A 23,210-nucleotide genomic window follows, 5' to 3' on the forward strand; every position below is an offset into this window, starting at 1 on the left:
ACCCCTGCCTCCTGGAGCAGCCGTCATGCACGACGACCGCAGCGTCACCGAACTCCGCCTCCGCCGGGTCCTCGCGGAACGGATCAAACCCGCCGTACGCTCCCGCCCGGTCCCGCTCACCGTCGAGCGCTGGGACGCCCCGGGCGAGCCCGTCCCCGTGGCCGAAGGCCTCGCCGCGCCGTACGAGCCCTGCGCCGTCGGCGAACCCTGGGGTCCGGCCTGGGGCACCACCTGGTTCAAGGTCACCGGTGTGGTCCCGGCCGACCACACGGGCCACGTCGTCGAAGCCGTCCTCGACCTGGGCTTCGACCGGATGATGCCCGGCTTCCAGTGCGAAGGCCTGGTCCACCGCGCCGACGGCACCGAGATCAAGGCACTCAACCCCCACAACGACTGGGTCCGCGTCACCGACCTCGCCGAGGGCGGCGAGCGGATCGAGTGGTACGTGGAGGCCGCCGCCAACCCCGTGCTCGTCGATCACCGAGCCACCCACGAGGGCGACCGACTGACCAGCGGACACCAACCCCTCTATCGGCTCGCCCGGATGGACCTGGTCGTCTTCGAGACAGAGGTCTGGGAACTCGCCCAGGACCTCGACGTCCTCCACGACCTGATGACGCAGCTCGGCGCGGACGACGCCAGACGGTACGAGATCCTGCGCGCCGTCGACGCGTCGCTGGACGCGGTGGACCTCGACGACATCCCCGGCACCGCCGGCGAGGCCCGCGCGCGGCTCGCCGCCGTCCTCGCCGCGCCCGCCCACGCCTGCGCGCACCGGATCAGCGCGGTCGGCCACGCCCACATCGACTCCGCCTGGCTGTGGCCGCTGCGCGAGACGGTCCGGAAGGTGTCCCGCACCACCGCCAACATGGTCAACCTGATGGACGAGCACCCCGAGTTCGTCTTCGCCATGTCCCAGGCCCAACAGTTCGACTGGATCAAGACCCACCGTCCCGAACTCTTCGAGCGGATCAAGAAGAAGATCGCGGACGGGCAGTTCGTGCCGGTGGGCGGCATGTGGGTCGAGTCCGACACCAACATGGTCGGCGGCGAGGCCATGGCCCGCCAGTTCCTCTACGGCAAGAAGTTCTTCCTCGACGAGTTCGGCATCGAGACCCACAACGTCTGGCTGCCCGACTCCTTCGGCTACACCGCCGCCATGCCCCAGATCGTCAAACTGTCCGGCGCCCGGTGGTTCCTCACCCAGAAGATCTCCTGGTCCCAGGTCAACGCGTTCCCGCACCACACCTTCTGGTGGGAGGGCATCGACGGCAGCCGCGTCTTCACCCACTTCCCGCCCGTCGACACCTACAACAGCGACCTCGGCGGGGCGCAGCTCGCGCACGCGGCACGCAACTACCGCGAGAAGGGGCGTGGTTCACGTTCCCTCGTCCCCTTCGGCTGGGGTGACGGCGGCGGCGGACCCACCCGCGAACACCTGGCCCGCGCCCGCCGACAGCGCAACCTGGAGGGATCACCGCGCGTCGAGATCGAACGGCCCGACGCCTTCTTCGAGAAGGCCCACGCCGAGTACGAGGACGCCCCCGTCTGGGCCGGCGAGCTGTACCTGGAGCTCCACCGCGGCACCTACACCTCCCAGGCCAAGACCAAACAGGGCAACCGACACAGCGAATCCCTCCTGCGCGAGGCCGAGTTGTGGGCCGCGACCGCCGCGGTGCGGGTGCCGGGGCACGTCTACCCGTACGAGGACCTGGAGCGGATCTGGAAGACCGTGCTGCTGCACCAGTTCCACGACATCCTGCCCGGATCCTCCATCGCCTGGGTGCACCGCGAGGCGCGCGAGACGTACGCGAGGGTCCGGGAGGAGCTGAGCGCGATCACCCGCGCCGCGCAGCTCGCCCTGGCGGGGGAGGGCGCCGAACGGCTGGTCTTCAACTGCGCCCCGCACGCCCGACGCGGCGTCCCCGCGGGTGGCGCGGCCCTGCCCGCGCCGGCGGGTCGGTCGGTGACGGTGGGGGAGCGGCCGGGCGGGGGGCACGTGCTCGTCAACGGGCGGCTGCGCGTGGAGATCGACGGCCGGGGCCTGATCGTGTCGGCGTACGACCTGGAGGCGGACCGGGAGTCGCTCGCGCCGGGAGGCGCGGCCAACCTGCTCCAGATCCACCCCGACTTCCCCAACATGTGGGACGCCTGGGACATCGAGGCCTTCTACCGCCACCGGGTCACCGACCTCGTGGAACGGGACGCCCTGGAGGTCACGGAGAGCGGCCCGGAGGCGGCTACGGTGCGGGTCACCCGCTCCTTCGGCTCCTCCCGGGCGACGCAGTCGATCACCCTGCGATCGGAGTCCAGGACGGTGGACCTGGTCACCGAGGTGGACTGGCACGAGACGGAGAAGTTCCTCAAGGCCGCCTTCCCGCTCGACGTGAAGGCCGAACGCTCCGCCTCGGAGACCCAGTTCGGACACGTCTACCGGCCCACCCACACCAACACCTCATGGGAAGCAGCCAAGTTCGAGATCTGCGCCCACCGGTGGATCCACGTGGAGGAACCCGGCTGGGGGGTCGCGCTGCTCAACGAGTCCACCTACGGGCACGACGTGACCCGGGACGTGCGGCCCGACGGCGGCCAGACCACCACGGTCCGGCTGTCCCTGTTGCGGGCTCCGCGCTACCCGGACCCGGAGACGGACCAGGGCGCCCACACCCTGCGCCACTCCCTCGCTCCCGGTGCGAGCGTCGGGGACGCCGTACGGGAGGGACACGCGCTGAACCTGCCGGAACGGGTCGTCACCGGCGCCGGACCGGTCGCCCCGCTGGTGGCCGTGGACGACGACGCGGTGGTCGTGGAGGCGGTGAAGCTCGCCGAGGACCGCGGCGGGGACGTGATCGTCCGCCTCTACGAGTCCCGGGGCGGCCGGGCGAGCGCCGGGCTGACTGCGGGTTTCCCGATCTCGGCCGCCGTCGAGAGCGACCTGCTGGAACGGCCGCTGGAGGGTGCGGCCGTCGGCGCCCCGGCGGCGGACGGCACGGTGCGGCTGACCCTGCGCCCGTTCCAGATCCTCACGATCCGCCTGCGCCGGGCCTGACGCGTCGGCCCCGGCCCGGTGCGACCGCCCGGGCCGGGGCCGCGACTCGTGAGCTGCGCCACAGCCCGAGACCGCACGGGCCGCACGGCGCGCGATTCCTCGGGTGAAATGCCCGGAACCGCCCCGGTATCGGTTATGCACCTAGTTGCAAAAGACTCCCCGCCTCGCTAGAACAGGTTCATCATCCCCGCGCGAGGAGGCACACCCCGATGAGTCCGCAGAGTTCCCACAGCCGGTACCCGCACCTGCTGAGCCCCCTGGACCTCGGCTTCACCACCCTGCCGAACCGCGTGATCATGGGCTCGATGCACACCGGCCTCGAAGAGCACGCCGGCGGCTTCGAACGCCTCGCCGCCTTCTACGCCGAGCGCGCCCGCGGCGGCGCCGGCCTGATCGTCACGGGCGGCATCGCCCCCAACGACGCCGGTCGCCCCTTCGAGGGCGGCTCCCGCCTCACCACCGAGGACGAGGCCGCCGAGCACCGGGTGATCACCGAGGCCGTGCACGCCGAGGGCGGGAAGATCGCGATGCAGATCCTCCACTTCGGCCGCTACGCCTACCACAAGGACCTGGTCGCCCCCAGCCCGCTCCAGGCCCCCATCAGCCCCTTCGTCCCGAACGAGCTGACGGACATCGAGGTCGAGCGGACCATCGAGGACTTCGTCCGCGCCGCCCGGCTCGCCAAGCTCGCCGGCTACGACGGCGTCGAGATCATGGGCTCCGAGGGATACCTGGTCAACGAGTTCATCGCCGCCGCCACCAACCGGCGCACCGACCGCTGGGGCGGCGCGTACGAGAACCGGGTGCGCTTCCCGCTGGAGATCGTCCGCCGCACCCGCGCGGCCGTCGGCGAGGACTTCATCCTCATCTACCGGCTCTCCATGCTGGACCTGATCCCCGGCGGCTCCACCCTCGACGAGGTCGTCCACCTCGCCAAGGAGATCGAGGCGGCCGGCGCCACCATCATCAACACCGGCATCGGCTGGCACGAGGCCCGCATCCCCACCATCGCGACCTCCGTCCCGCGCGGCGCCTACACCTGGGTCACCAAGCGGCTGATGGGCGCGGTCTCCGTGCCGCTCGTCACCAGCAACCGGATCAACACCCCGGAGATCGCCGAGGAGTTGCTGGCCGACGGCCGCGCCGACCTGGTGTCGCTGGCCCGACCCTTCCTGGCGGACGCCGAGTTCGTGAACAAGGCCCGCGCCGGCGCCCCCGAGACCATCAACACCTGCATCGGCTGCAACCAGGCCTGCCTCGACCACACCTTCAGCGGCAAGATAACCAGCTGCCTGGTCAACCCGCGCGCCTGCCACGAGACCGAACTCGTGTTGTCGCCCACCCAGTTGAAGAAGAGCGTCGCCATCGTCGGCGCCGGCCCGGCCGGACTGGCCTGCGCCGTCTCGGCCGCCGAGCGCGGCCACGCCGTCACCCTCTACGAGGCCTCCGGGCACATCGGCGGTCAGCTCGACGTCGCCCGCCGCATCCCGGGCAAGGAGGAGTTCGAGGAGACCATCCGCTACTTCGGCACACAGCTCGCCGCCCGCGAGATCGACGTACGGCTCAACACCCGCGCCGACGTGGACACCCTCCAGGGCTACGACGAGGTCGTCGTCGCCACCGGCGTGACCCCCCGGACCCCCGCCATCGAGGGCGTGGACCACCCCAACGTCGTGAACTACCTCGACGTCCTGCGCGACGGCGCCCCCGTCGGCGAGCGGGTGGCCGTGGTCGGCGCCGGCGGCATCGGCTTCGACGTCGCGGAGTTCCTCACCGACAGCGGCGAGGGCGCCTCCCAGGACCCCGAGGTGTACTTCCGTCACTGGGGCGTCGACACCGCCTACACCGGCCCGGGTGGTCTCACCGCCGCCGAGCGCCCCGCGTCCCCGCGTCGCGTGCACCTGCTCCAGCGCAAGGCCACCAAGGTCGGCGCGAACCTCGGCACCACCACCGGCTGGATCCACCGAGCGGAACTCAAGCACCGGGGCGTCGTCTCCGTGGCCGGGGCCACGTACGACCGGATCGACGACGAGGGCCTGCACATCACCGTCGAGGGCGAACAGCGCCTGGTCCCCGCCGACACGGTCGTCCTGTGCACCGGACAGGAACCGCGCCGCGACCTGTACGAGGCGCTGCGCGCGGCCGGCGTCGACGCGCACCTGATCGGCGGCGCCGACGTGGCCGCCGAACTGGACGCCAAGCGGGCCATCCGCCAGGGCACGGAGCTGGCCGCGAGCCTCTGACGGCGCGCCGCGACGACGCGGGATCCCGTACGGATCAAAGGTGTTGTGGCGGCCCGGTCGGGCCGCCACAATTCCTCGGGTGACGCTGACACCCGCAGACGCCGACAAGATCCTCGCCGACAACTTCGCCCCCTGGGTGCTCGCCCTCGGCCTCACCGTCCGGGAGACCGGCGATCGGCACGCCGTCCTGCGGCTGCCGTGGTCCGACGATCTGGCCCGGGACGGCGGCGGGCTCAGCGGACAGGCCCTGATGGCCGCCGCCGACACGGCCACCGTCATCGCGATCTCCGCCGCGCGCGGCGCGTACGGACCCATGACCACCGTCCAGCAGTCGACCAGCTTCCAACGTCCCGTGGTCGGGACCGATGTGATGATCGACGTACGCATCACCAAACTCGGCAAGCGGATGGCGTTCGCGGACATCACCATGACTCCGGACGGCTCCACGGAGCCGGCCGCCAAGGCCTCCACCGTGTACGCGCTGCTCGGGTGAGCGGGGGAGCGCCCGGGCCCACCCGGCCGTCGAACCCCTTCCGCCTCTCACACCTTTCACGCCTCTCCCGCCTCTCCCGCAACAAGGACTTCAACGTCTTCTGGCTCGGCCAGGCGCTGTCCGTGATCGGCGGGTCGATCTCGTACTTCGCACTGCCCCTGCTCGTGTTGGAAGCCACCGGGTCCCTTGCCCAGATGGGCCTGATCACCGCCGTCGCGGCGGTCTCCGCGGTCGGCACGGGACTGTTCGCGGGCCACGTGGTCGACCGGGTGGACCGCCGCCGGCTGATGATCGTCTGCGATCTGGCGCGCGCCGCCCTGCTGGGCGCGGTGCCGTTCCTGTGGCTCGCGGGCCCCCGGATCTGGCTGCTGTACCTGATGACCGCCGTGGTCGGCGTGCTGAAGACGCTGTTCGACGTGGCGTACGTGACGGCCGTCCCCAGCCTGGTTCCCGCCGAGGACCTCACCTCCGCCAACGGGCGGCTGATGGGCACCTTCGCCGTGGGCACCCTGGTCGGGCCGATCGCCGCCGCGGCCATCGCCACGTGGGTCGGCAAGGACTGGGCCGTGGGGGTGGACGGCGCCACCTTCCTGGTGTCCGCCGCCACCCTCCGATGGGTCCGATTCACCCCGCGCCCCACCCCGGACGGGACGGGGGAGGAGCGCCCGCCCGGCGGCGGGACCGGGAAGACCCGCGAGATGTTCCTCGTCGGCTTCCGCTTCCTGTGGGCCCACGCGCTCCTGCGCCCGCTGACGGTGCTTCTCACCCTGCTGACCTTCGTCACCATCGGGGCCACCGACCTGCTGATCTTCCGGGTCGAGAACGACCTTCGGCAGAGCACCGCCACCCTCGGCTACGTCGTCGCGGTCAGCGGTCTCGGCACGCTCGTCGGCGCCTTCTGCGCCGGGAGGCTGCGTCGCCTCCTCGGGTTCGGCGCCTGCTGGCTGGGCTCCGTCGCCCTGGTCGGTCTCTCCGTCGCGGGCATCGGCGTGAGCCGCGACGTGGCGACCATCGCCGTACTGGCCGCCGTGTTCATGTTCGGGCTCACCGTCGCCGGCGTCTGCTCGATGACCCTGCGCCAGGAGGTGACACCGGACCCGTTGCTGGGCCGGGTCACCTCGGTGTTCTGGACCGTGCACAACGCCTCGGGCCCGGTGGGGGCGGCCGTCCTCACCCGACTGGCCCAGGCGCACGGGGTCCCGGCGATCAGCCTGGCCGCCGGTGCCTTCTGCCTGCTGCTGGTCGGGGCCGGACTGTTCACCCCGCTGCGCGCCGGCCGGCCCGGCCCCCCGAATGAGCCCGAGACCGGTTCCCCCGGACGCGGACCGGCCAGGGGGATCTCGCGACGCGCCCGGCCGTCGGACCGACGCCGCTGAACCTCGGGCCGCCGCCGACGCGCGCGAGGGCGGTCTGCCTGCGATCATGTCCCGGGGATCATCCACCGAGGAGTGCGCATGTCCGGAGAGTTCGAGGCGAGCGTCGAGATCGACCGCCCCGTCGAGGTGGTCTTCGCCTACCTGGCCGACGGCCGCAACGACCCGCAGTTCAGTCCGCGCGTCCAGGAGATCACCCGCAGCCCCGAGGGCCCGACGGCCGTCGGCACGGTCTTCCGCAGCACCGTCAAGGACGCGGGCATGAAGACGGGGCGGGAGTTCCGGATCGACGGCTTCGACCCGCCCCGCTCGATCCGCTGGACCGAACTGAGCCGGAACCTGGTCACGGCCAACGGCGGCTACGACGTCGAACCCCTGCCCGGAGGTCGCACCCGAGTGCGCATCTTCAACACCCTCGAAGGGCACGGCGTCGGCAAGCTGCTTGTCGGCCTCGCCCTGGGCGCGGCCCGCAAGGACGCCCCCGACTTCGGTCGCCGGATCAAGGCGGCCGTGGAGGCGTCCTCCCCCCGGTGACGGACGGGGCCCGGGCGAGGGGCGTGCCGGTACGCCGGCCCGCCCCTCACGATCAGGACCGCGCGTCAGAACCTCTGCGGTCCGATCGGGAACGGCAGCGGGCCGCGCCGCGGCGACGCCTCGCGGCGGTCGCCGTCACCGGGTGCCGCCCGGCACGTCACGTCCCTGGCGGGCAGCCGGCCCGTGGCCAGGTAGGCGTTGACCGGCGCGTTCGCGCAGGAGGTCGGGTCGGCCAGGTACACGCCGTGCCCCTCGCCGCCCAGCGCCAGCACCATCCGGGAACCCTTCAGCGCACGGTGCAGGCCCTGCCCGCTGACGAGGGGAGTCTGGGAGTCCCACTCGTTCTGCACGGTCAGCACGTTCGCGCGGGTCCGCATCGGGGTGGGCGCCTCCAACGGGCGCTGCCAGAACGCGCAGGGCTTGATGTTGGACGCCATGTCCCCGTACAGCGGGTACGCCACCTTGTCCCGGGCCGCGTCCCGACGGTAACGCTCGGGATCGCGCGGCCAGTTGTCCGTGTCCGCGCACACCACGGACCAGAAGACCGCGCTGCCGTTGTCCGACGCCGGCTCCTCGGCGCCTGACCGTACGGACCGCCAACGGTTCGCGGCGCCGGGAGCCGCCGGCCGACCCTCGGCCGCGTCCTTGAGTTCCCTGACGAGCGGTGCGGCCTGCGCCGGGTAGAAGAACAGTCCGCGCGCGGCGCGGATGTCGTCTCCCGTGATCTTCTGCCCTTCGAGGACGATCGGGTCCGCGTCGGCCCGCGCCACCAGCGCCCAGAACGTGTCGGACACCGCCTTCGGGGTGTCCCCGAGCCGGAACTCGCCCGCGCGCTGGGCGGTCCACTCGGTCCACCGCTTGAACGCGGGCTCGGCCTCCGACGCCCAAGCCTGGAACATGCCCCGCCAGATCCGCTGCGGGTCGACGCCACTGTCCAGGACGAAGCGGTCCGTTCGCTGCGGGAACATCTGCGTGTACACGGCGCCCAGATACGTGCCGTACGAGTAGCCCACGTACGAGATCCTGCGCTCGCCCAGGGCGGTGCGGATCGCGTCCATGTCACGGGCGGTGTTGCGGGTGCTGATGTGGGGGAGGACCGCACCAGCCTTCTGCCAGCACTTGTCCGCGACGGTGCGCGCCCACGCCACGTCCGAGGGGAAGGTCCCCGGCCGGTACGGCCGGTCGATGTTCTGCTCGGCGTCGTTCAGGCCGCAGGTGATGGGACTGCTGGAGCCGACACCGCGCGGATCGAAGCCGATGAGGTCGTACCTCTCGCGAACCTCCTCGGGCATCGACTCCTTCATCATCAACGGCAGGTCGAGGCCGCTGCCGCCCGGCCCACCGGGGTTCAACAGCATGACCCCGTGCCGCTTGGCCGGGTTCTCGCTCTTGACGCGGGATATGGCGAGGTCGATCGTGCGGCCGCGGGGGCGCTGGTAGTCGAGCGGAACCTTGACGGTCGCGCATTCGTACGAGGCCGGCTGGTCCGGGCTGCACCGGTGCCAGGCGGGCCCGCGTGCCGAGTCGAGGTCCGCGGGAGCGGCGGACGCCCCGGTCGCGGACAACAGCGGGACGCCGGAGGCGAGGAGGCCGACGGCGAGCAGCGGTGCGAATCGCTTCATGTGCACGAAGTGCCGTTCCTTTCGGTGAGGGACGGTTCCCGCTCACCATGTGGCACACCGCGCCGCGGGCGAATCATCCCGAAGGGCGGCTTCCATGCTCCTCGCGAATGACTGCAATTCCGGACAACTGGCCGAAACTTAGGCGGCGTTCGGCCAGGCGGAGGCGAGGGCGGCAGTCACTCGTGCCCCGGGCGCCCGAACCGTACCAGCCTTTCGAGGCGTCGCCCGGATGTTTGTCCATTCGTGATGGTCCTTCCAAAAGGGCACCACAACTGGCGCTAGCGTCCCTAGCCACCCGGGAGTTCGGACGGTTGCGGTCCTGGGCGGCGCGTCAGACGCCGCCCACGGCCCTCCGGCCTTGAGTCCCTCCCGGTCCACGCAGCAAGGAGGCACAGTGCCGTCAATCCGCCGGTCTTCCATCGGCAGCATGTCGGTCGCGTCGAGACACGTGATGGGAACGGGCATGGTCATCGGCGCCCTCGCCTTCACGTTGATCGCGCTGCTGATTCCCGTGCAGAGCTTCGGTGGCAAAGCCTCCGCGGCCGCCTCGGCCCCGGCGGGTGACGACGACGGCGCCGGGGTGCTGAGTACCGCCTTCGGTCCACTGACCCCCCAGGACCGGGACTTCATCCGCAAGGTGCGCCTCGCCGGACTCTGGGAGCTGCCCGCAGGGCGTCAGGCCCAGGAACGCGGTGCACGCCCCACGGTACGGACCGCCGGGGAGCACCTCATCGAAGGCCACACCGAACTCGACCGCCGCGTCATAGAGGTGGGCGGCGCCCTCGGCGTCCAACTGCCGGACCGGCCGAGTGATCAGCAGCAGGGCTGGCTCAACCAGATGACCGCGGCCCAGGGCGACGAGTACGAGCGCGTATTCGTCCAGCTGCTGCGTCGGGCCCACGGCAAGGTGTTCGCGCTGGTCGCCCAGATCCGGGCCCAGACCCGCAACTCCATGGTCCGTGAGTTGGCCAATGACGCCAACACCACAGTCCTGGACCACATTACGGTCCTCGAAGCCACCGGGCTGGTCGACTTCGACGGCCTGGTGGACGCCACTCCCACCCCCTCCACGGTTTCCCGACCCCCGACGAAGTGAAGTGATCGCATGAGTCAAAAGGGCCACAAACGCCGCTTGCGGCCGACGCACAAGGCCCTCGCCATCGTGTCCGCCCTGGTCCTGGGCGGCGGCGGGGTCGTGATCGTCGCGCAGGGGGCATCCGCCGGGCAGGACTCCGCGCGGACGGCGCCGGTGACGGCCACCATCGACTGTCCCGACGTGGGCGACAAACTTCGCGCGGTGCCCGACCAGGCAAAGCCCGAAGTGGACGCCAAATTGGCACAGTTGGACACGCAGATCGCCGACTCCTACAAACGCCTCGCCACCGGCAAGGCCAAGGGCGGCGCCCTTCTCGGCGAGCTGAAGCAGAAGCGCGACAAGACCATCGCCGACATGTCGAAGGCGATTGGCCAGTCCGGTGGCAACGCCGGGCAGTTGCAGGCGCTCGGCGGCTGCGAGATGAAGCAGGCCGCGGCCGCCGACATCCCGGACGCCCCCGGAGCCCAGGTCGACGCCCAGGCGGCAGCCGCCCAGGGCCAGGCCGCCAAGGCCAAGACCGGCGGCGGGCCGGCACGCAGCGACTTCGTCGCCATCAACACGGTGCGGCCGAACGTGGCCAATCCCGGCGCGAGGGCCGGCGGCTCCCGGGGCCAGCTGTCCGTACAGTGCGGACGCAACCAGGAGAAGCACTTCAACCCCGACAACGTCATCGTCGCCCCCGGTGTGAGCAACGGCGCGCACCACATGCACGACTACGTCGGCAACAGGACCACGGACGCCTTCTCCACCAACAACAGCCTGGCCGCCTCCGGCACCACGTGCACCAACGGCGACCAGTCCACCTACTACTGGCCGGTCCTGCGTCTTCGCGACGGACGCGCCGAGAAGGACGCCAACGCCCCCGGCGGCGGCCAGGACGCCAACATCGGCACCATCCTCCAGCCGAAGCAGGTGACCATCGACTTCAAGGGCAACCCCGTCGCCAAGGTCACCGCCATGCCGCGCTTCCTGCGCATCATCACCGGTGACGCCAAGGCCTTCACCAACGGCAACGCCAACGCGAACGCGTCGTGGAGCTGCACGGGCTTCGAGAACCGCCAGCTGAAGGACAAGTACCCGATCTGCCCCAAGGGCAGTGACGTGGTGCGCACCTTCAAGTTCCAGAGCTGCTGGGACGGCAAGAACATCGACAGCGCCAACCACCGCACCCACGTGGCCTTCGCCGCCGCCAACGGCGCCTGCCCGGCCGGAATGAAGGCCATCCCGCAGCTGGTCCAGCGCATCGTGTACGGAGTGGCCCCCGGCGCGAAGTTCGCGGTGGACAGCTTCCCGGAGCAGTTGCACAAGCCGGTCACCGACCACGGCGACTTCATCAACGTCATGAACAACAACCTGATGAACAAGGCCGTGCAGTGCATCAACGGCGGGCGCGCCTGCCGCTGAGACTCTCGGGGCGTCGCCCTCCTCCCACCTCCCCCGCGTCGCCCCGAGAGCGGTGCCGGTCCGAAGCCGACTTCGGACCGGCACCGCCCTTTTTGCCGTCCCGAACGGGGCCCGCGGGCCCCGGAGCACGTGAGGAGCGACATGTCCGTCCCCTCAGACACAACCGGCCGGTCCCGCGCGCCCGGCCGGATCGGCACGTCCGGCCGAGTCGGCGAGACCGGCCGCGTCGGCGAGTCCGACCGGGAACTCATCCGGCGGATCAGACGGTCTCGCGCCCGCGACGCGCTGGACACCGAGGCCTTCGAACTCCTCTATCGACGACACCGCCCCGCGGCCCTCGCCTGCGCCCGAGCCTGTAGCCGGGCCCCGCAGGACGTAGAGGACCTCGTCTCCGAGGCTTTCCTGCGCACCCTCCAGGCCGTCCGCTCCGGCTCCGGCCCCCGGGACCACTGGCGCCCGTACCTGCTCACCGTCGTCCGGCACACGGCGGTCGAGTGGCGGGCCGGAGACGAACGCGTGATCCTCACGCCGGACGTCGAGTCCTGGTGCCGCCCCGCCTCCTCGGGGGACGATCCGCAACGCCGGTTGGTGGAAGGCGAGAACCGTCGGCTCGCCGCACGGTCCTTCCGCACCCTGCCCGAGCGCTGGAAGGCCGTCCTGTGGCACACCCTCGTCGAGGACGATTGCCCGCACCAGGTTCCCGTACTTCTGGGCATCACCCAGAGCGCCGTCACCTCGCTGGCCTTTCGCGCCCGCGAGGGACTGCGCGAGGCGTACCTGGGCGCCCACGTGGACCCGGCCGACGACGCGCGCTGCCGGTACTTCGCCACCCTGCTCGGCGCCGCGGTCAGGCGGCGCGGGATCTCCCGCCGCCTCGCCCGACACCTTTCGTCCTGCGGTTCCTGCTCACGGGCCTATCTGGAGCTGACCGACCTCAACACCGCGCTGCGCGCCGGCGCCCCGGCGGTGGCCGCGCGTCTGTGACCCGGTTGAGGACACGAAGGGAGCCGACACGAAAGGAGCCGGCTCTCCCCCCGCATCTGCGGGGGGAGAGCCGGCTCCTTTCGTGTCCGGGGTGGGGGTTGTTGTCCTGGGGTCTAGAGGCCGTTGACTCGGGCCATGCGTCCGGCGCCCAGCGGTGGGCGGAATTCGGCGGTGACGACGCGGGCCCGGCGGGTCACTCGGGAGTGTTGGCGTCGGACCTGGGCCATGAGGCGCCTGCTGCGCAGGGCCATTTCCAGTTCGAAGCGGGTGCGGGGGTCGCGCAGCCCGGGGCCGAAGAGCTTCTCCAGTTGTCGCATGCGGTAGCGGACGGTCTGGGGGTGCACGCTCAGGGCCTTCGCGGCCTCGGGTGCCCCACCGCCTTCCAGCCAGGCGAGGAGTGTGACTTCGAGTCGTTCGCTCTGGCGGGGCGTGAGGTCGGCGAGGGGGCGCAGCCAGCGTGCGGCCAGTGCGTGGGCCAGGGGCTCGTCCTGGAGCAGCATCAGTGTCGAGAGGTGGTCGTCGACGAAGACGGCGCGTACGTCGGGGCCGGAGCGGGTGGGGGTGAGGTTGAGCAGGCGTACGGCCCAGCGCAGGGAGGAGGCGGTGTCGCGGGGTGGGACGGGGTGTCCGACGGCGGCGAACCGGCCGCGCAGTGAGCCTTCGAGTGTGGTGCGGGTGTCCGGGTCGGGGTTGGGGACGAGCAGGCAGGGCTGTCCGTTGACCAGTCCGGCCAGGGCGTCGTCCAGGACGGCGGCGAGTTGCTGGGTCTCGCCGGGCGAGGCCAGGGCGATGGCCCGGACGGAGGCGGGCAGGGGCCAGCGGGCCGCACCGGCCAGTTCGGCCAGGGCTATTTCGGACATGGGCATGTCAGATGTAAGAACGGCGAAGAGTTCTCGCCGAGCACGTTCGGGCCCGGTGCTGAATCCCTGGGAGGGGACCGCCTTGAGGGTGGGCAACGAGCCGCCGCCGTGCACGTCCTGAGGGAAGAGCGCGTCCGCGTTCTGCTGCCGAGGGTTTCGGGCCGGCTCTGGCTGCCGGGCCGGCTGAATCTGATCTGCTGCCTCATCCTGCGGTGTTACCGACGGTTCGCGGTAACCGAGGACCGTGAGCAGGGCCGATTCCACGTGCTCTCTGACGACCTCGTCGTCGATGTCCTCGATGAGAGTGGAGAAACCGGGGATGTCGTTCCGCAGTTCCTCCACGATCCCCGCGGCCAGCGCGGGTAGTTCCTTTCGCAGGACCCGGGTCCATTCGCCGCGTGGGCGGGACCAGATGCGGTTCAGAAGTTCGCACATTGTTACCTCGTTCATGCCGGGGTATGGCCTGCCCCGTGGGAGGGTGACAAGCCTGTAGGGGCTGTCCTCCTCCCCGTCGACGTCAGTGCCGACGGGGGAGTTGAGCGCCTCGTACTCCCTCCAGGAGCATGCCAACCACTTGCAGTCCCGCGACCTTGCCTAGATTTTGCCAACGGGGAGGTGTGGCGGCGGACAAGGCGTGAACCTCGTTGCCACCGCACCACTGGAAGGGAATCTTCCGGGGATGTTTGAGTCGATGACTGCGCGGGGGCCAGAAATTATCACGTTTCGATAAATCCCGTGGAGGTGCTGCGAAGGTCCACGATGCTTCTGCACTCCGGCCCCCGCTCCCGGCCGGCGAGGCACCATCTCCCGCCTGCCGCGGAGCAGTTCCGACGACAGTCCCCGGGCGCCGAGCGCGAGGTGGAGTGCTCGGAGCCCGGGCGTATGGGAGAACTACATGCCCTTGTCCAAGCCTCGTACGCCGAGCTCACACCGGGCACGCAGCACCAGACGGCACGCCGGCATGGTCGCCGCCGCGGCCGCCGGGAAGCGGGCCCTGCGGCGACCGCCCCTGCTGTCCGCCGCAGGCGGCCCGCACCCCGGTGCCATCACCCTCGCGGCGCTGGCGGCCCTGGCCGCCCTGGTCGTGATGGCGCAGGCCGGTGCCCTGACCGACTTCTGGAACTTCCTCGACTTCGGCGCGGGCGTGCTCTCGCTCGTCTCGCTGAGCTCCACCGTGCTGTGGGGCCTGGCGGCCACCGACCGGACGCTGTTCTCGTCCGGGCACCGGCTCGTCGCCCAAGGCGTGCACCGCGGCCTCGCCGTCGCGGGACTCGGCTTCCTCGGCCTGCACATCTGGGTCAAGATCGCCAAGTCGCAGACGGTGGCCGCCTCGGCGGTCGTCCCCTTCGCGGACCCGGTCCAGCCCCTGCGCGTCGGTCTCGGCACCCTGGCCGGATACCTCTTCATCGCCGTGGCGGTCTCCGGCGCGGTCCGCAGCGCCTTCGCGACCAAGGGCCGCTCCATGTGGTGGCGAGCCCTTCACATGGGCGCGTACCCGGCCTGGGGCGCCTCGCTGGTGCACGGACTCAAAGCAGGCCGCCCCGCGAGCGGCTGGGTGACCGTGGCGTACGGCCTGTGCCTGGCCGGCGTCGCCGCCGTACTCGTCATCAGGCTCCGTCGGCGACTGCGCTCCCTCCCCGCCCGGCCGCCGGGCGGAACTCCCACGAGCCCCAAAGGCCCCAAAGGTCCCAAAGTTCCCGAGCAGGCGCCGCCGCGAAACCCGGGGCCGTTCGTGAGCCGACCCGCGGAGTGGGCCGCGTCCCGACTGACCGCCCGCCTGGCGCGGCAGTCCGACGAACGCCCGGAGCCCGAGGCGCGTCCGGACTGGGGTCAGGAATCCGCACCGCGCGGCGCCGAATCGGCGCCCGCGCAACCGTATGCGCAGCCGTACGCCCAGTCCTCCCCGCCGCCGTACGCCGAGCCGTACGCCCAGCGCTCGTACGCCGGCCAGGGAGCCGGCCGTGAGCCACGCCCGGGCCCGGCGCCGGACACCCTCCTGATCCAGCGGGGAGCGGCCGGCCCGGTGACGGCGGCATGGCCGGAATCCCCACCCGAGCCCGAGTACCCGCAATACGGAACCGTGTTCATCCCCAGTCAGGCCCAAGTCACCACCGAGAGGCCCGGCGGGCCCTTCGACGGTAGCCGGGGGCGGCAGTGACCGATCTGCCGCGCCCGGCACTCGGCTGTGTGGGCATGCCCAGACTGCTGGCGGGACTCGACGTCATGGCGCGGCTCGATCGCGCCGCCCACCTCTCCGTCCACGGCGACCTGCCCCGGTACGGGCTCGACGACCTCGTGCAGCTCGCCGAGGGCATCGACCTGCGGGGCCGCGGCGGAGCGGGGTTCCCCTTCTCCCGCAAGCTCCGCGCCGTCGCCCGGTCCGCCCGGGCGGGCGACGGGCGCTGCGCCGTGGTCGTCAACGCCAGTGAAGGCGAACCCAGTTGCCTCAAGGACACCGCCGTGCTGCTGCACGTGCCGCACCTCGTGCTCGACGGGGCCCTGCTGGCCGCGGGCGCGCTGGGCGCGGAGGAGGTGGTCATCGGAGTGACGCGCGACGACGTCGAACAGTCCCTGCGCGCGGCCGTCGCCGAACGGGGCCCGGCCGGTCGGCAGGTGCGTGTGTCCCGACTGCCCGAGCGCTTCGTCACCGGCGAGGGAACCTCCCTCATCAACGGCATCGACGGCGGCCCCGCACTCCCCAACGGACAGAAGGTACGGACCAGTGAGCGCGGGCTGAGCGGCATGCCCACCCTGCTGTCCAACACCGAGACGTACGCCCAGATCGCCGTCGCCGCCCGACTGGGCGTCGAGGACTACCGCTCGGTCGGCACCGAGAAGGAGCCGGGCACCGTCATGCTCACCGTCGCCGGCGCCACCGCCGTCGAGGTCCCGCTCGGCACCTCGCTCGCGTACGTCCTGGAACTGTGCGGCACCGCCCCCGGCCAGGGCGTCCTGATCGGCGGCTACCACGGCCGGTGGCTCCCGCCGGCGTCGGCCCGCGTGGCCGCCCTCTCCCGGGAGTCCCTGACCTCGTACGACGGGGTGCTCGGAGCCGGCGCGGTCCTGCCGCTGCCCGAGGACACCTGCCCGGCCGGCGAAGTCGCCCGGGTGACACGCTGGATGGCCGGCGAGTCCGCGGGCCAGTGCGGCCCCTGCGCCAGAGGCCTGCCGTCGCTGGCCGACGCCGTGGACGCCCTCGTGGCCGGCGGAGGCGGGGCCGCCCTCGACGCCGTACAGGCCCGGATGCGCGGCGTACGCCGCCGCGGCGCGTGCAGCCACCCCGACGGAACCGCCGGATTCGTCGCCTCCGCGCTCGCGGTCTTCCCCGACGAGTTCCGCGACCACGCGCTCGGCAGCGGCTGCGGGCGCCGCGTCCTGGGGGCGCTGCCCCTGCCCGAGGACGAGAGCCCCGAACGCCTCGTCGTGGACTGGACGCTGTGCAGGGGGCACGGCCTCTGCGTGGACCTGCTGCCCGACGTCGTCCGCCTGGACGAGGACGGCTTCCCCGCGATGGCGGTGATGCCGGTGCCCTCACGGCTGCGGCCGAAGGCGCTCCGCGCCGTACGCCGCTGCCCGGCGCTCGCCCTCCGCATTCAGGAATGAGCACGCGGTAGACAATCGCCCGGAAATCGAGTTCAACGTTTGGCGCGATCTGACAAAATCCTTTGATTCTGAATTCAGTTGGCCCCACAGGCCCTATGAATAAGCCTGTAAGCGAAAACGCCGGGCTGGACCCGAAGGAGTGATCGTGAACAACAAGCATCGTGGGACGGCAGCCGCCGGATCGGTGATGGCGGTACTGATGCTGGCGGCGGGCTGCAGCGGCGGGGATTCCGACCGCGCGGTGGATTCCGTACAGCCGGCGGGCGCCGGTCAGGCCATCGGCAAGGGATATGACACAGGAGCCGGATCGGGCTCGGGAGCCGGATACGGGGCGCCCGGAACGGGCGCGAATCCGGCGGCCGGCGCGGGATCCGGGTACGGCGACGAGCCGGCGGCCGCGGCCAAGGCCGCCCCGGCCGGACAACTGGCCCTGCGGGACATCCCGGAGATCGGCAAGGTGGTCACCGACAGCGGCGGCGCCACCCTCTACCGCTTCGACAAGGACACCCCCAAGCCCCCCAAATCCAACTGCGAGGGCGGCTGTGCCGCCACCTGGCCCGCAGTGCCGGCCGACGACGCCAAGGCCTCCGCCGGCATCGACCCGAGCATGCTCGGATCGGTCGAACGGGCCGACGGCACCAAGCAGCTGACCCTCGGCGGCTGGCCCGTGTACCGCTACGCGAAGGACGGGAAGGCCGGCGACGCGAAGGGCGAGGGCGTCGGCGGCACCTGGCACGCGCTGGCAGCGGACGGCAAGAAGGCGATAGACAAGAAGGACGCGGAGCCGCCGACGAAGGACGTCGAGCCCCCCAAGACCGGTGACAACGGCGGAATGGGGGACATGAATTCCAATGAGAAGATCGAACTCGCGGTGGCCGCCAACGAGAAGCTCGGAAAGATTCTCGTGGACGCCGAGGGGCGTACGCTCTACCGATTCAACAAGGACAGTGCGTGGCCTATGAAATTCGGCTGCCTCGACGCCTGCCTGAACACCTGGAAGCCGGCTCCTCCCGTGGACAAGGCGAAGGCCTCCGGAATTCCCGCCAAACTGGTCGGCAAGGTCAAGCGACCCGACGGGAGCGAGCAGTTGACGATCGACTGCTGGCCGGTCTACCTGTTCACCGGTGACAAGGAGCCCGGCCAGACCAACGGGCAGGGCAAGCAGGGCCTCTGGTTCGCGGTCAACGACGCCGGCAAGAAGGTCACCACGACCACCGGCTGACCCGAGCCGGAGCCGGAACCAGCGTCCGCGCCCCGTCCCCGTGCCCGCCCCGACCCCCTGTGAGGGAGACGTGTCAGCTTCACCCCGGATCACCGCCCGCCACCTGGTGCCCTGTGTCGCCGTGCTGATCGCCTCGATGTTGTGTGGCGGCTGCGCGGGACAAGGGAAGGCGCGGGCGGGCGCGACCGACGCCCACCCGGCCGGCGCCGCCACCGCGGCCGCGTCGCCCACCCCGACCGCCCCGGCACCCTCGGCCACCCCGGCCCCGTCGTCCACCGCCCGCCCCGCCTCCCTCGACCAGATCGCCGCCGCCCTCGACTGCCGACCCGAGATCACCGTCGACGCGGAGGAACTGAAGGAAGGAGCGTGCGGGGCGGGCAAGGAAGGATTCCGGATGGCCACCTTCGCCGCGGACCAGGGCCAGCGGGCATGGCTCGACGAATCCCGGATGTACGGAGGCGTGTACCTGGTCGGAGAACGCTGGGTCGTCACCGCGGCCTCCGCCGAGGCCCTGGCACCCCTCCGGGAACGCCTCGGCGGCACCGTCGAGACCGGCTCCGGTCACGGCGCCTCGCACGGCACGGAGCACGGCGCCTCACAGGGCCCCTCGCAGGGCGCGGAACACCCCCCGGGCCACGAGGCCATGAGCGGCGCGGGTTCCTGAGGCCCCGCCTTCCCGGGCGACCGCCGGGATCCGTCGTCCCCCAGGGGGCCGGAACCCGGCGGTCGCCCCGCCGAGCGGGGAAGGACGCGTCCCGCTCGGCCCCGGCCGACCTCTCCCCGGATCGTGCCGGGCCCGCGGCACCGCGTCCCGCCGCACGGGTTCACGATGCGCCGACCGCTTCTCCCGCGACTCCTGTTGATCTATCGTCGGGAGCGATCGGCGGGATCGGCGTCGCACGCACGTGAACTCGGGGAGGACGGCCATGGCCGACGACATCGGTACCCGCGTCGCCGTCCTCTCGGACATCCACGGAGTCCTGCCCGCCCTGGAAGCGGTCCTCGCCGAACCGGATTTGCGGGCCGCGGACCTCGTCGTACTCACCGGAGACATCGCGGCGGGACCCCAACCCACCCGGGTGCTCGACCTCCTCGTCGGCCTCGGTGAACGCGTCGCCTGGGTCGGTGGCAACGCCGACCGGGAACTCCTCGAACACCGTCGCGGCGAACGCGACGCCCTCGGCGACCCCGTCGCGCGATGGGCCGCGGAGCAACTGGGGCCGGACCACCTCGACCTGCTCGCCCGCCTCCCGCGCGCCCTCTCCCTCTCCCTGCGGGGCCTGGGGAACACCCTGTTCTGCCACGCCACCCCCCGAAACGACGAGGAGGTGGTGCTGGTCGACTCCTCGCCCGACCGTTGGCGCGAGGTGTTCACCGGCCTCGACCCCACCGTTCGCACCGTGGTCTGCGGACACACCCACATGCCCTTCGTCCGCCTCGCCCACGGCCGGCTCGTCGTCAACCCGGGCAGCGTCGGAATGCCCTACGGGCGCTCGGGCGCCCATTGGGCTCTGCTCGGACCCGGAGTCGAACTGCGCACCACGCACTTCGACATCGAGTCCGCCATCGCCGGCATCACCCGGGAATCCGGCTACCCCGAAGCCGCGGCCTGGGCCGACTACTTCCTCCACGCCCGCGCGACCGACACCGAAGCCCTCGACGCGTTCGCCCCCCGAGACGGCCGATCCCCCGACCAGCAGCAGGAGGCACCGTGAGCGAGCACATCTGCGACATCGACGCACTGGCCGAGGACGCCACCCGGGCCGCCGCCCTGCTGCACCGGCCGATCCTGCTGGGCATCGACGGGCCGGGAGCGTCCGGCAAGAGCACGCTCGCCGGCCTGCTGGCCGAACGACTGCCGGCCGCGGTGGTCATCCACGTCGACGACTTCCACCTCCCCTCCGCGGAACGCCCCCGGACCGCCGACGCGATCGCCGCCGACGTCGACCTCGCCCGCCTCGAAACACAGGTGCTGCGACCGGCGGCCACCGGGGGCACCGTCCGGTACCGCCGCTACGACTGGGACCTGGACCGCCTCGCCGAATGGACCGAACTCCCGCCCGGCACACCGCTGATCGTGGAGGGCGTCCACGCACTCCACCTGCGGCTGCGCCACGTGTACACGTACAGGGTGTTCTGCGACGCCCGGCGCGAGGTGCGGCTGAGCCGCGGCCTGGCACGGGACGGGGAATCGGCGCGCCGCCTGTGGGAGGACGACTGGATGCCCGCCGAGGACCGCTACCTGGCCACCCACCGACCGCACCTGCGGGCCGATGTCGTACTGAACAGTTCGGTCCGCACGAAGGGGGTCGGCGCTCCCGCGTACGCGGTGGTGGCCCACTGACGGGGCCCCCGGGCCGGCCCGGCACGGCACGCGGGACGGGTCGGATCAGGCGGTTCGGGCCGGCTCCGCCGGAGCGGCCGTGCCGAGGAGGCGTTCGGCGCGGTACGGGGACGTGTCCAGCTCCGCCAGCACGCCGGGCGAGGCGATGTTGGGCAGGACCAGATCGAAGAGGTTGGAGATCTCCCGGGACAGATCCCCGCCGGGGGTGTCCTCGGTGATCAGCAGCACCCCGGTCCAGGCTCCGACGAGCAGCCGTGAGAGCTGGCACGGTACGGCGTGCGCGAGCAACTCACCGCGACGGCGCGCCTCTTCGAGCAGTTCCTCGCCCAGCGAGATCCAGTCGGGCCACCGCGTTCCGAACAGGCCGCGGGCCTTGACGTCCACCGAGAGCCGCACCGAGGCGCTCAGCACGGGCTCCTTGGGCAGCCGATGTGCCAGGAGCAGACCCAGGTCCACCCACTCCTGGAGCTTGCGGGTCTGCGGGGTCACCCCCTCCAGGGTCACGGCCTCGTCGAGGACCGCCCGCGCCAGTTCCTCCTTCGAGGTGAAGTGGAAGTAGAGCCCGCCTCGGGTGAGCGGAATGCGATCGATGAGGCCGCCGATCGTCGTGGCGTCGTATCCGAGTTCGTTGAACATCTCGGCCGCGGCCTCGACGATGATCCTGCGCGTCTGGATCGCGCGCTCCTGCCTGGCCACTTCACGCCCCCTGTGTGCACGCCTTGTGCTGTGGCCGCCGGGCCCACCCGCCACCCGCACGGAAACCGACCGAGTGTCCGGTACAGTACCAGCGCGCCGACCGCCCCCGGACCTGCCGATGCCCCCAACAGGACTGTGGTGCCACGCTGTTGACGTGGGCGATCGCGGCCGCCGGACGCCGAGAGGCCCGGGTGGGGGCGATCACCGGACGGCGTCCCCGCGGGGTGATTCCCGGCCGGCGTCCGACCGGAGGAACGCCCGCCGGGCGTGCGCGAGCAGTTCGCGTGCCGCGGGGCCGTGCGGGGTCTTCCAGGCCAGCGAGAGCAGGGCGGGCGAGGTGACGTCGTCGATCGTGCGGGCGGTGAGCCGGTCGGCATGGCCGGCGGCCATCGACTCGCTGAGGATGGCGACGCCGAGACCGCGGACGGCGAGGTCGACGATGGCGTCGGCGGCCCCGGCCTGCAACGCGATCCCGATCCGGACGTCCCGCGCGGCGCACGCCTGGTCGAACACCGTGCGCAGGCCGGTGCCCGCGGGCATGCACACGATCGGATGAGCGCCCAGGTCGCGCAGGGTGACCCGGTCCAGCCGTGCCAGGGGGTGATCGAAGGGCACGGCCGCCACGAGCCGCTCGCTGATGATGGTGAAGGTCTCCAGACCGTCATGGGTGGCGGTGGAGGACCCGACGAGAGCCATGTCGAGAGTGCCGTCGCGCACCCCGTCGATCAGCCGGTCGGAGTTGTCCTCCCGCAGGGAGATCTCCACCCCGGGATGGGCCCGGTGGAACGTGGCGAGGGCGTCGAACAGCGGTGTGACGGTGCAGCCGATGACCATCCCGACGGTGAGTCGCCCCCGGATCAGCTCGGCCACCTCGCCCACCGCCTGACTGACGGCCGCCGCGGCGGACAGCGCGGCCCGGGCGTGATCGAGAGCGGCCCTGCCCGCGTCCGTGAGGGTGGTCGTGCGGGCCGACCGGTCGAACAGTTCGGCGCCCAGCTCTCGTTCCAGCCGGCGGATCTGCGCGCTGACGCCCGACTGGCTGATGTGCACCCGCTCGGCCGCCCGGGTGAAGTTCCGCTCGTCGGCGACCGCTACGAAGTACTCCAACTGCCTCAGGTCCATGACTGTCAATTCTAGCTCTCAGTGGAACCAGCTGTTGGACTACTGGATCGGCATCGACCAGGCTGGGAGGTGTCGAGGTTCGACACCGGGCGCTTGACCGTCGAGCGCCCCAGCCGAGCGCCCGCGTCGAGGGCATCAGGCATCGAGGAGTGAGGACGCCATGTCGAAGCACACGCCGGAGTACGAGAAGGCCATGCGCCCCGAGGACATCACCCGTCTGTTCGTCGAACGATCCAACGCCGGTGACGCCGCCGGGGTCGCCGCGCTCTACGAGGAGGACGCGGTGATGGCCTATCCGCCGGGCTCCCGGACCGTGGGCCGGGAGGCGATCCGCGCCCTGTGGGAGAAGGTCCTGGTCGGCCGGCCCCACTTCGAACCGGAGCAGCCGCTGCCGACGCTGATCAGCGGAGACATCGCCCTCACCTCCACCCCGCCGAAGGACGGCTCGGGCGCCCGCGCACAGGTCGTCCGCCGCCAACCGGACGGCAGCTGGCTCCGCCTGCTCGACCAGCCCGAGTTCGCCCCCCCGACCGGCTGACCCGTACCTCCAGATTCGCCTTGACCC

19 protein-coding genes are annotated in these 23,210 nt (G+C 71.6%); 15 read left to right on the plus strand and 4 right to left on the minus strand.

Annotated elements, in window-relative coordinates:
• The first annotated feature begins 25 nt into the window (after positions 1–25).
• From ACFYW3_RS03335 to ACFYW3_RS03355, 5 genes are all read left to right on the plus strand, one after another.
• A complete protein-coding gene (locus ACFYW3_RS03335; protein WP_389385375.1) occupies positions 26–3,049 on the plus strand; it encodes an alpha-mannosidase in 3,024 nt (1,007 codons plus the stop codon).
• Positions 3,050–3,258: 209 nt separating this feature from the next.
• A complete protein-coding gene (locus tag ACFYW3_RS03340; protein ID WP_389385376.1) occupies positions 3,259–5,292 on the plus strand; it encodes an FAD-dependent oxidoreductase in 2,034 nt (677 codons plus the stop codon).
• Between the two features lie 79 nt (positions 5,293–5,371).
• Positions 5,372–5,785 carry a PaaI family thioesterase gene (locus ACFYW3_RS03345; RefSeq protein ID WP_389385377.1) on the plus strand — a complete coding sequence of 138 codons (414 nt, stop codon included), beginning with the start codon at positions 5,372–5,374 and terminating at the stop codon, positions 5,783–5,785.
• Positions 5,782–7,161 carry an MFS transporter gene (locus ACFYW3_RS03350; RefSeq protein WP_389385378.1) on the plus strand — a complete coding sequence of 460 codons (1,380 nt, stop codon included), beginning with the start codon at positions 5,782–5,784 and terminating at the stop codon, positions 7,159–7,161. The genes ACFYW3_RS03345 and ACFYW3_RS03350 overlap by 4 nt, the downstream gene beginning before the upstream one ends.
• A 78-nt stretch (positions 7,162–7,239) precedes the next feature.
• Positions 7,240–7,692: an SRPBCC family protein gene (locus tag ACFYW3_RS03355; RefSeq protein WP_351763461.1), complete on the plus strand. Its 453-nt coding sequence runs from the start codon at positions 7,240–7,242 to the stop codon at positions 7,690–7,692.
• 65 nt (positions 7,693–7,757) lie between these two features.
• On the opposite strand, the gene ACFYW3_RS03360 is transcribed toward ACFYW3_RS03355, so the two are convergent.
• Positions 7,758–9,314: an alpha/beta hydrolase gene (locus ACFYW3_RS03360; RefSeq protein ID WP_389385621.1), complete on the minus strand. Its 1,557-nt coding sequence runs from the start codon at positions 9,312–9,314 to the stop codon at positions 7,758–7,760.
• Between the two features lie 427 nt (positions 9,315–9,741).
• Here ACFYW3_RS03360 and ACFYW3_RS03365 point away from each other — a divergent pair, with 427 nt between their 5' ends.
• The 3 genes from ACFYW3_RS03365 (at position 9,742) to ACFYW3_RS03375 (ending at position 12,798) form a co-directional block, all read left to right on the plus strand.
• On the plus strand, positions 9,742–10,410 hold the full coding sequence (locus ACFYW3_RS03365; RefSeq protein ID WP_351763463.1) for a DUF4142 domain-containing protein: 669 nt from the start codon (positions 9,742–9,744) through the stop codon (positions 10,408–10,410).
• 9 nt (positions 10,411–10,419) lie between these two features.
• A complete protein-coding gene (locus ACFYW3_RS03370; RefSeq protein ID WP_351763465.1) occupies positions 10,420–11,814 on the plus strand; it encodes a DUF1996 domain-containing protein in 1,395 nt (464 codons plus the stop codon).
• 141 nt (positions 11,815–11,955) lie between these two features.
• Complete coding sequence (locus tag ACFYW3_RS03375; RefSeq protein ID WP_389385379.1) at positions 11,956–12,798, plus strand: RNA polymerase sigma factor; 843 nt, start codon at positions 11,956–11,958, stop codon at positions 12,796–12,798.
• A gap of 113 nt (positions 12,799–12,911) precedes the next feature.
• Here ACFYW3_RS03375 and ACFYW3_RS03380 read toward each other — a convergent pair whose 3' ends face one another.
• Positions 12,912–14,093 carry a PucR family transcriptional regulator gene (locus ACFYW3_RS03380; RefSeq protein ID WP_389385380.1) on the minus strand — a complete coding sequence of 394 codons (1,182 nt, stop codon included), beginning with the start codon at positions 14,091–14,093 and terminating at the stop codon, positions 12,912–12,914.
• 460 nt (positions 14,094–14,553) lie between these two features.
• Between ACFYW3_RS03380 and ACFYW3_RS03385 the strand changes: the two genes are divergently transcribed.
• From ACFYW3_RS03385 to ACFYW3_RS03410, 6 genes are all read left to right on the plus strand, one after another.
• On the plus strand, positions 14,554–15,816 hold the full coding sequence (locus ACFYW3_RS03385) for a hypothetical protein (RefSeq protein ID WP_389385381.1): 1,263 nt from the start codon (positions 14,554–14,556) through the stop codon (positions 15,814–15,816).
• A 35-nt stretch (positions 15,817–15,851) separates the two neighbouring features.
• On the plus strand, positions 15,852–17,261 hold the full coding sequence (locus tag ACFYW3_RS03390) for an NADH-ubiquinone oxidoreductase-F iron-sulfur binding region domain-containing protein (protein WP_351761905.1): 1,410 nt from the start codon (positions 15,852–15,854) through the stop codon (positions 17,259–17,261).
• 145 nt (positions 17,262–17,406) lie between these two features.
• The gene (locus tag ACFYW3_RS03395; RefSeq protein ID WP_351761902.1) at positions 17,407–18,483 is read left to right on the plus strand and encodes an SCO0930 family lipoprotein; all 1,077 of its coding nucleotides are present in this window, start codon (positions 17,407–17,409) and stop codon (positions 18,481–18,483) included.
• A 70-nt stretch (positions 18,484–18,553) separates the two neighbouring features.
• Positions 18,554–19,147, plus strand: a complete 594-nt coding sequence (locus tag ACFYW3_RS03400; protein ID WP_351761899.1) for a hypothetical protein — start codon at positions 18,554–18,556, stop codon at positions 19,145–19,147.
• Between the two features lie 262 nt (positions 19,148–19,409).
• Complete coding sequence (locus tag ACFYW3_RS03405) at positions 19,410–20,198, plus strand: metallophosphoesterase family protein (RefSeq protein WP_389385382.1); 789 nt, start codon at positions 19,410–19,412, stop codon at positions 20,196–20,198.
• Positions 20,195–20,827, plus strand: coding sequence for a uridine kinase (locus tag ACFYW3_RS03410; protein ID WP_351761892.1), 633 nt, complete (start codon positions 20,195–20,197; stop codon positions 20,825–20,827). The genes ACFYW3_RS03405 and ACFYW3_RS03410 overlap by 4 nt, the downstream gene beginning before the upstream one ends.
• A 45-nt stretch (positions 20,828–20,872) precedes the next feature.
• Here the strand turns inward: ACFYW3_RS03410 and ACFYW3_RS03415 are convergent, their stop codons facing one another.
• Positions 20,873–21,523, minus strand: a complete 651-nt coding sequence (locus ACFYW3_RS03415) for a ScbR family autoregulator-binding transcription factor (protein WP_351761890.1) — start codon at positions 21,521–21,523, stop codon at positions 20,873–20,875.
• Between the two features lie 201 nt (positions 21,524–21,724).
• Positions 21,725–22,645: a LysR family transcriptional regulator gene (locus tag ACFYW3_RS03420; RefSeq protein WP_389385383.1), complete on the minus strand. Its 921-nt coding sequence runs from the start codon at positions 22,643–22,645 to the stop codon at positions 21,725–21,727.
• Positions 22,646–22,805: 160 nt separating this feature from the next.
• On the opposite strand from ACFYW3_RS03420, the gene ACFYW3_RS03425 reads away from it, so the two are divergent.
• A complete protein-coding gene (locus ACFYW3_RS03425) occupies positions 22,806–23,183 on the plus strand; it encodes a YybH family protein (RefSeq protein WP_389385384.1) in 378 nt (125 codons plus the stop codon).
• The last annotated feature ends 27 nt before the right edge of the window (positions 23,184–23,210 follow it).

The organism is Streptomyces sp. NPDC002602 (assembly GCF_042889445.1).
In the GTDB taxonomy this organism is placed as follows: Bacteria; Actinomycetota; Actinomycetes; order Streptomycetales; family Streptomycetaceae; genus Streptomyces.

Excerpts from the sequence above, each read along its gene's own strand:
- ACFYW3_RS03335 (WP_389385375.1), top strand. The coding sequence starts at position 26 with ATGCACGACGACCGCAGCGTCACCGAACTCCGCCTCCGCCGGGTCCTC.
- ACFYW3_RS03340 (WP_389385376.1), top strand. The coding sequence starts at position 3,259 with ATGAGTCCGCAGAGTTCCCACAGCCGGTACCCGCACCTGCTGAGCCCC.
- ACFYW3_RS03355 (WP_351763461.1), top strand. The coding sequence starts at position 7,240 with ATGTCCGGAGAGTTCGAGGCGAGCGTCGAGATCGACCGCCCCGTCGAG.
- ACFYW3_RS03360 (WP_389385621.1), bottom strand. The coding sequence starts at position 9,314 with ATGAAGCGATTCGCACCGCTGCTCGCCGTCGGCCTCCTCGCCTCCGGC.
- ACFYW3_RS03365 (WP_351763463.1), top strand. The coding sequence starts at position 9,742 with ATGTCGGTCGCGTCGAGACACGTGATGGGAACGGGCATGGTCATCGGC.
- ACFYW3_RS03370 (WP_351763465.1), top strand. The coding sequence starts at position 10,420 with ATGAGTCAAAAGGGCCACAAACGCCGCTTGCGGCCGACGCACAAGGCC.
- ACFYW3_RS03375 (WP_389385379.1), top strand. The coding sequence starts at position 11,956 with ATGTCCGTCCCCTCAGACACAACCGGCCGGTCCCGCGCGCCCGGCCGG.
- ACFYW3_RS03380 (WP_389385380.1), bottom strand. The coding sequence starts at position 14,093 with ATGTGCGAACTTCTGAACCGCATCTGGTCCCGCCCACGCGGCGAATGG.
- ACFYW3_RS03385 (WP_389385381.1), top strand. The coding sequence starts at position 14,554 with ATGCCCTTGTCCAAGCCTCGTACGCCGAGCTCACACCGGGCACGCAGC.
- ACFYW3_RS03390 (WP_351761905.1), top strand. The coding sequence starts at position 15,852 with ATGCCCAGACTGCTGGCGGGACTCGACGTCATGGCGCGGCTCGATCGC.
- ACFYW3_RS03405 (WP_389385382.1), top strand. The coding sequence starts at position 19,410 with ATGGCCGACGACATCGGTACCCGCGTCGCCGTCCTCTCGGACATCCAC.
- ACFYW3_RS03420 (WP_389385383.1), bottom strand. The coding sequence starts at position 22,645 with ATGGACCTGAGGCAGTTGGAGTACTTCGTAGCGGTCGCCGACGAGCGG.
- ACFYW3_RS03425 (WP_389385384.1), top strand. The coding sequence starts at position 22,806 with ATGTCGAAGCACACGCCGGAGTACGAGAAGGCCATGCGCCCCGAGGAC.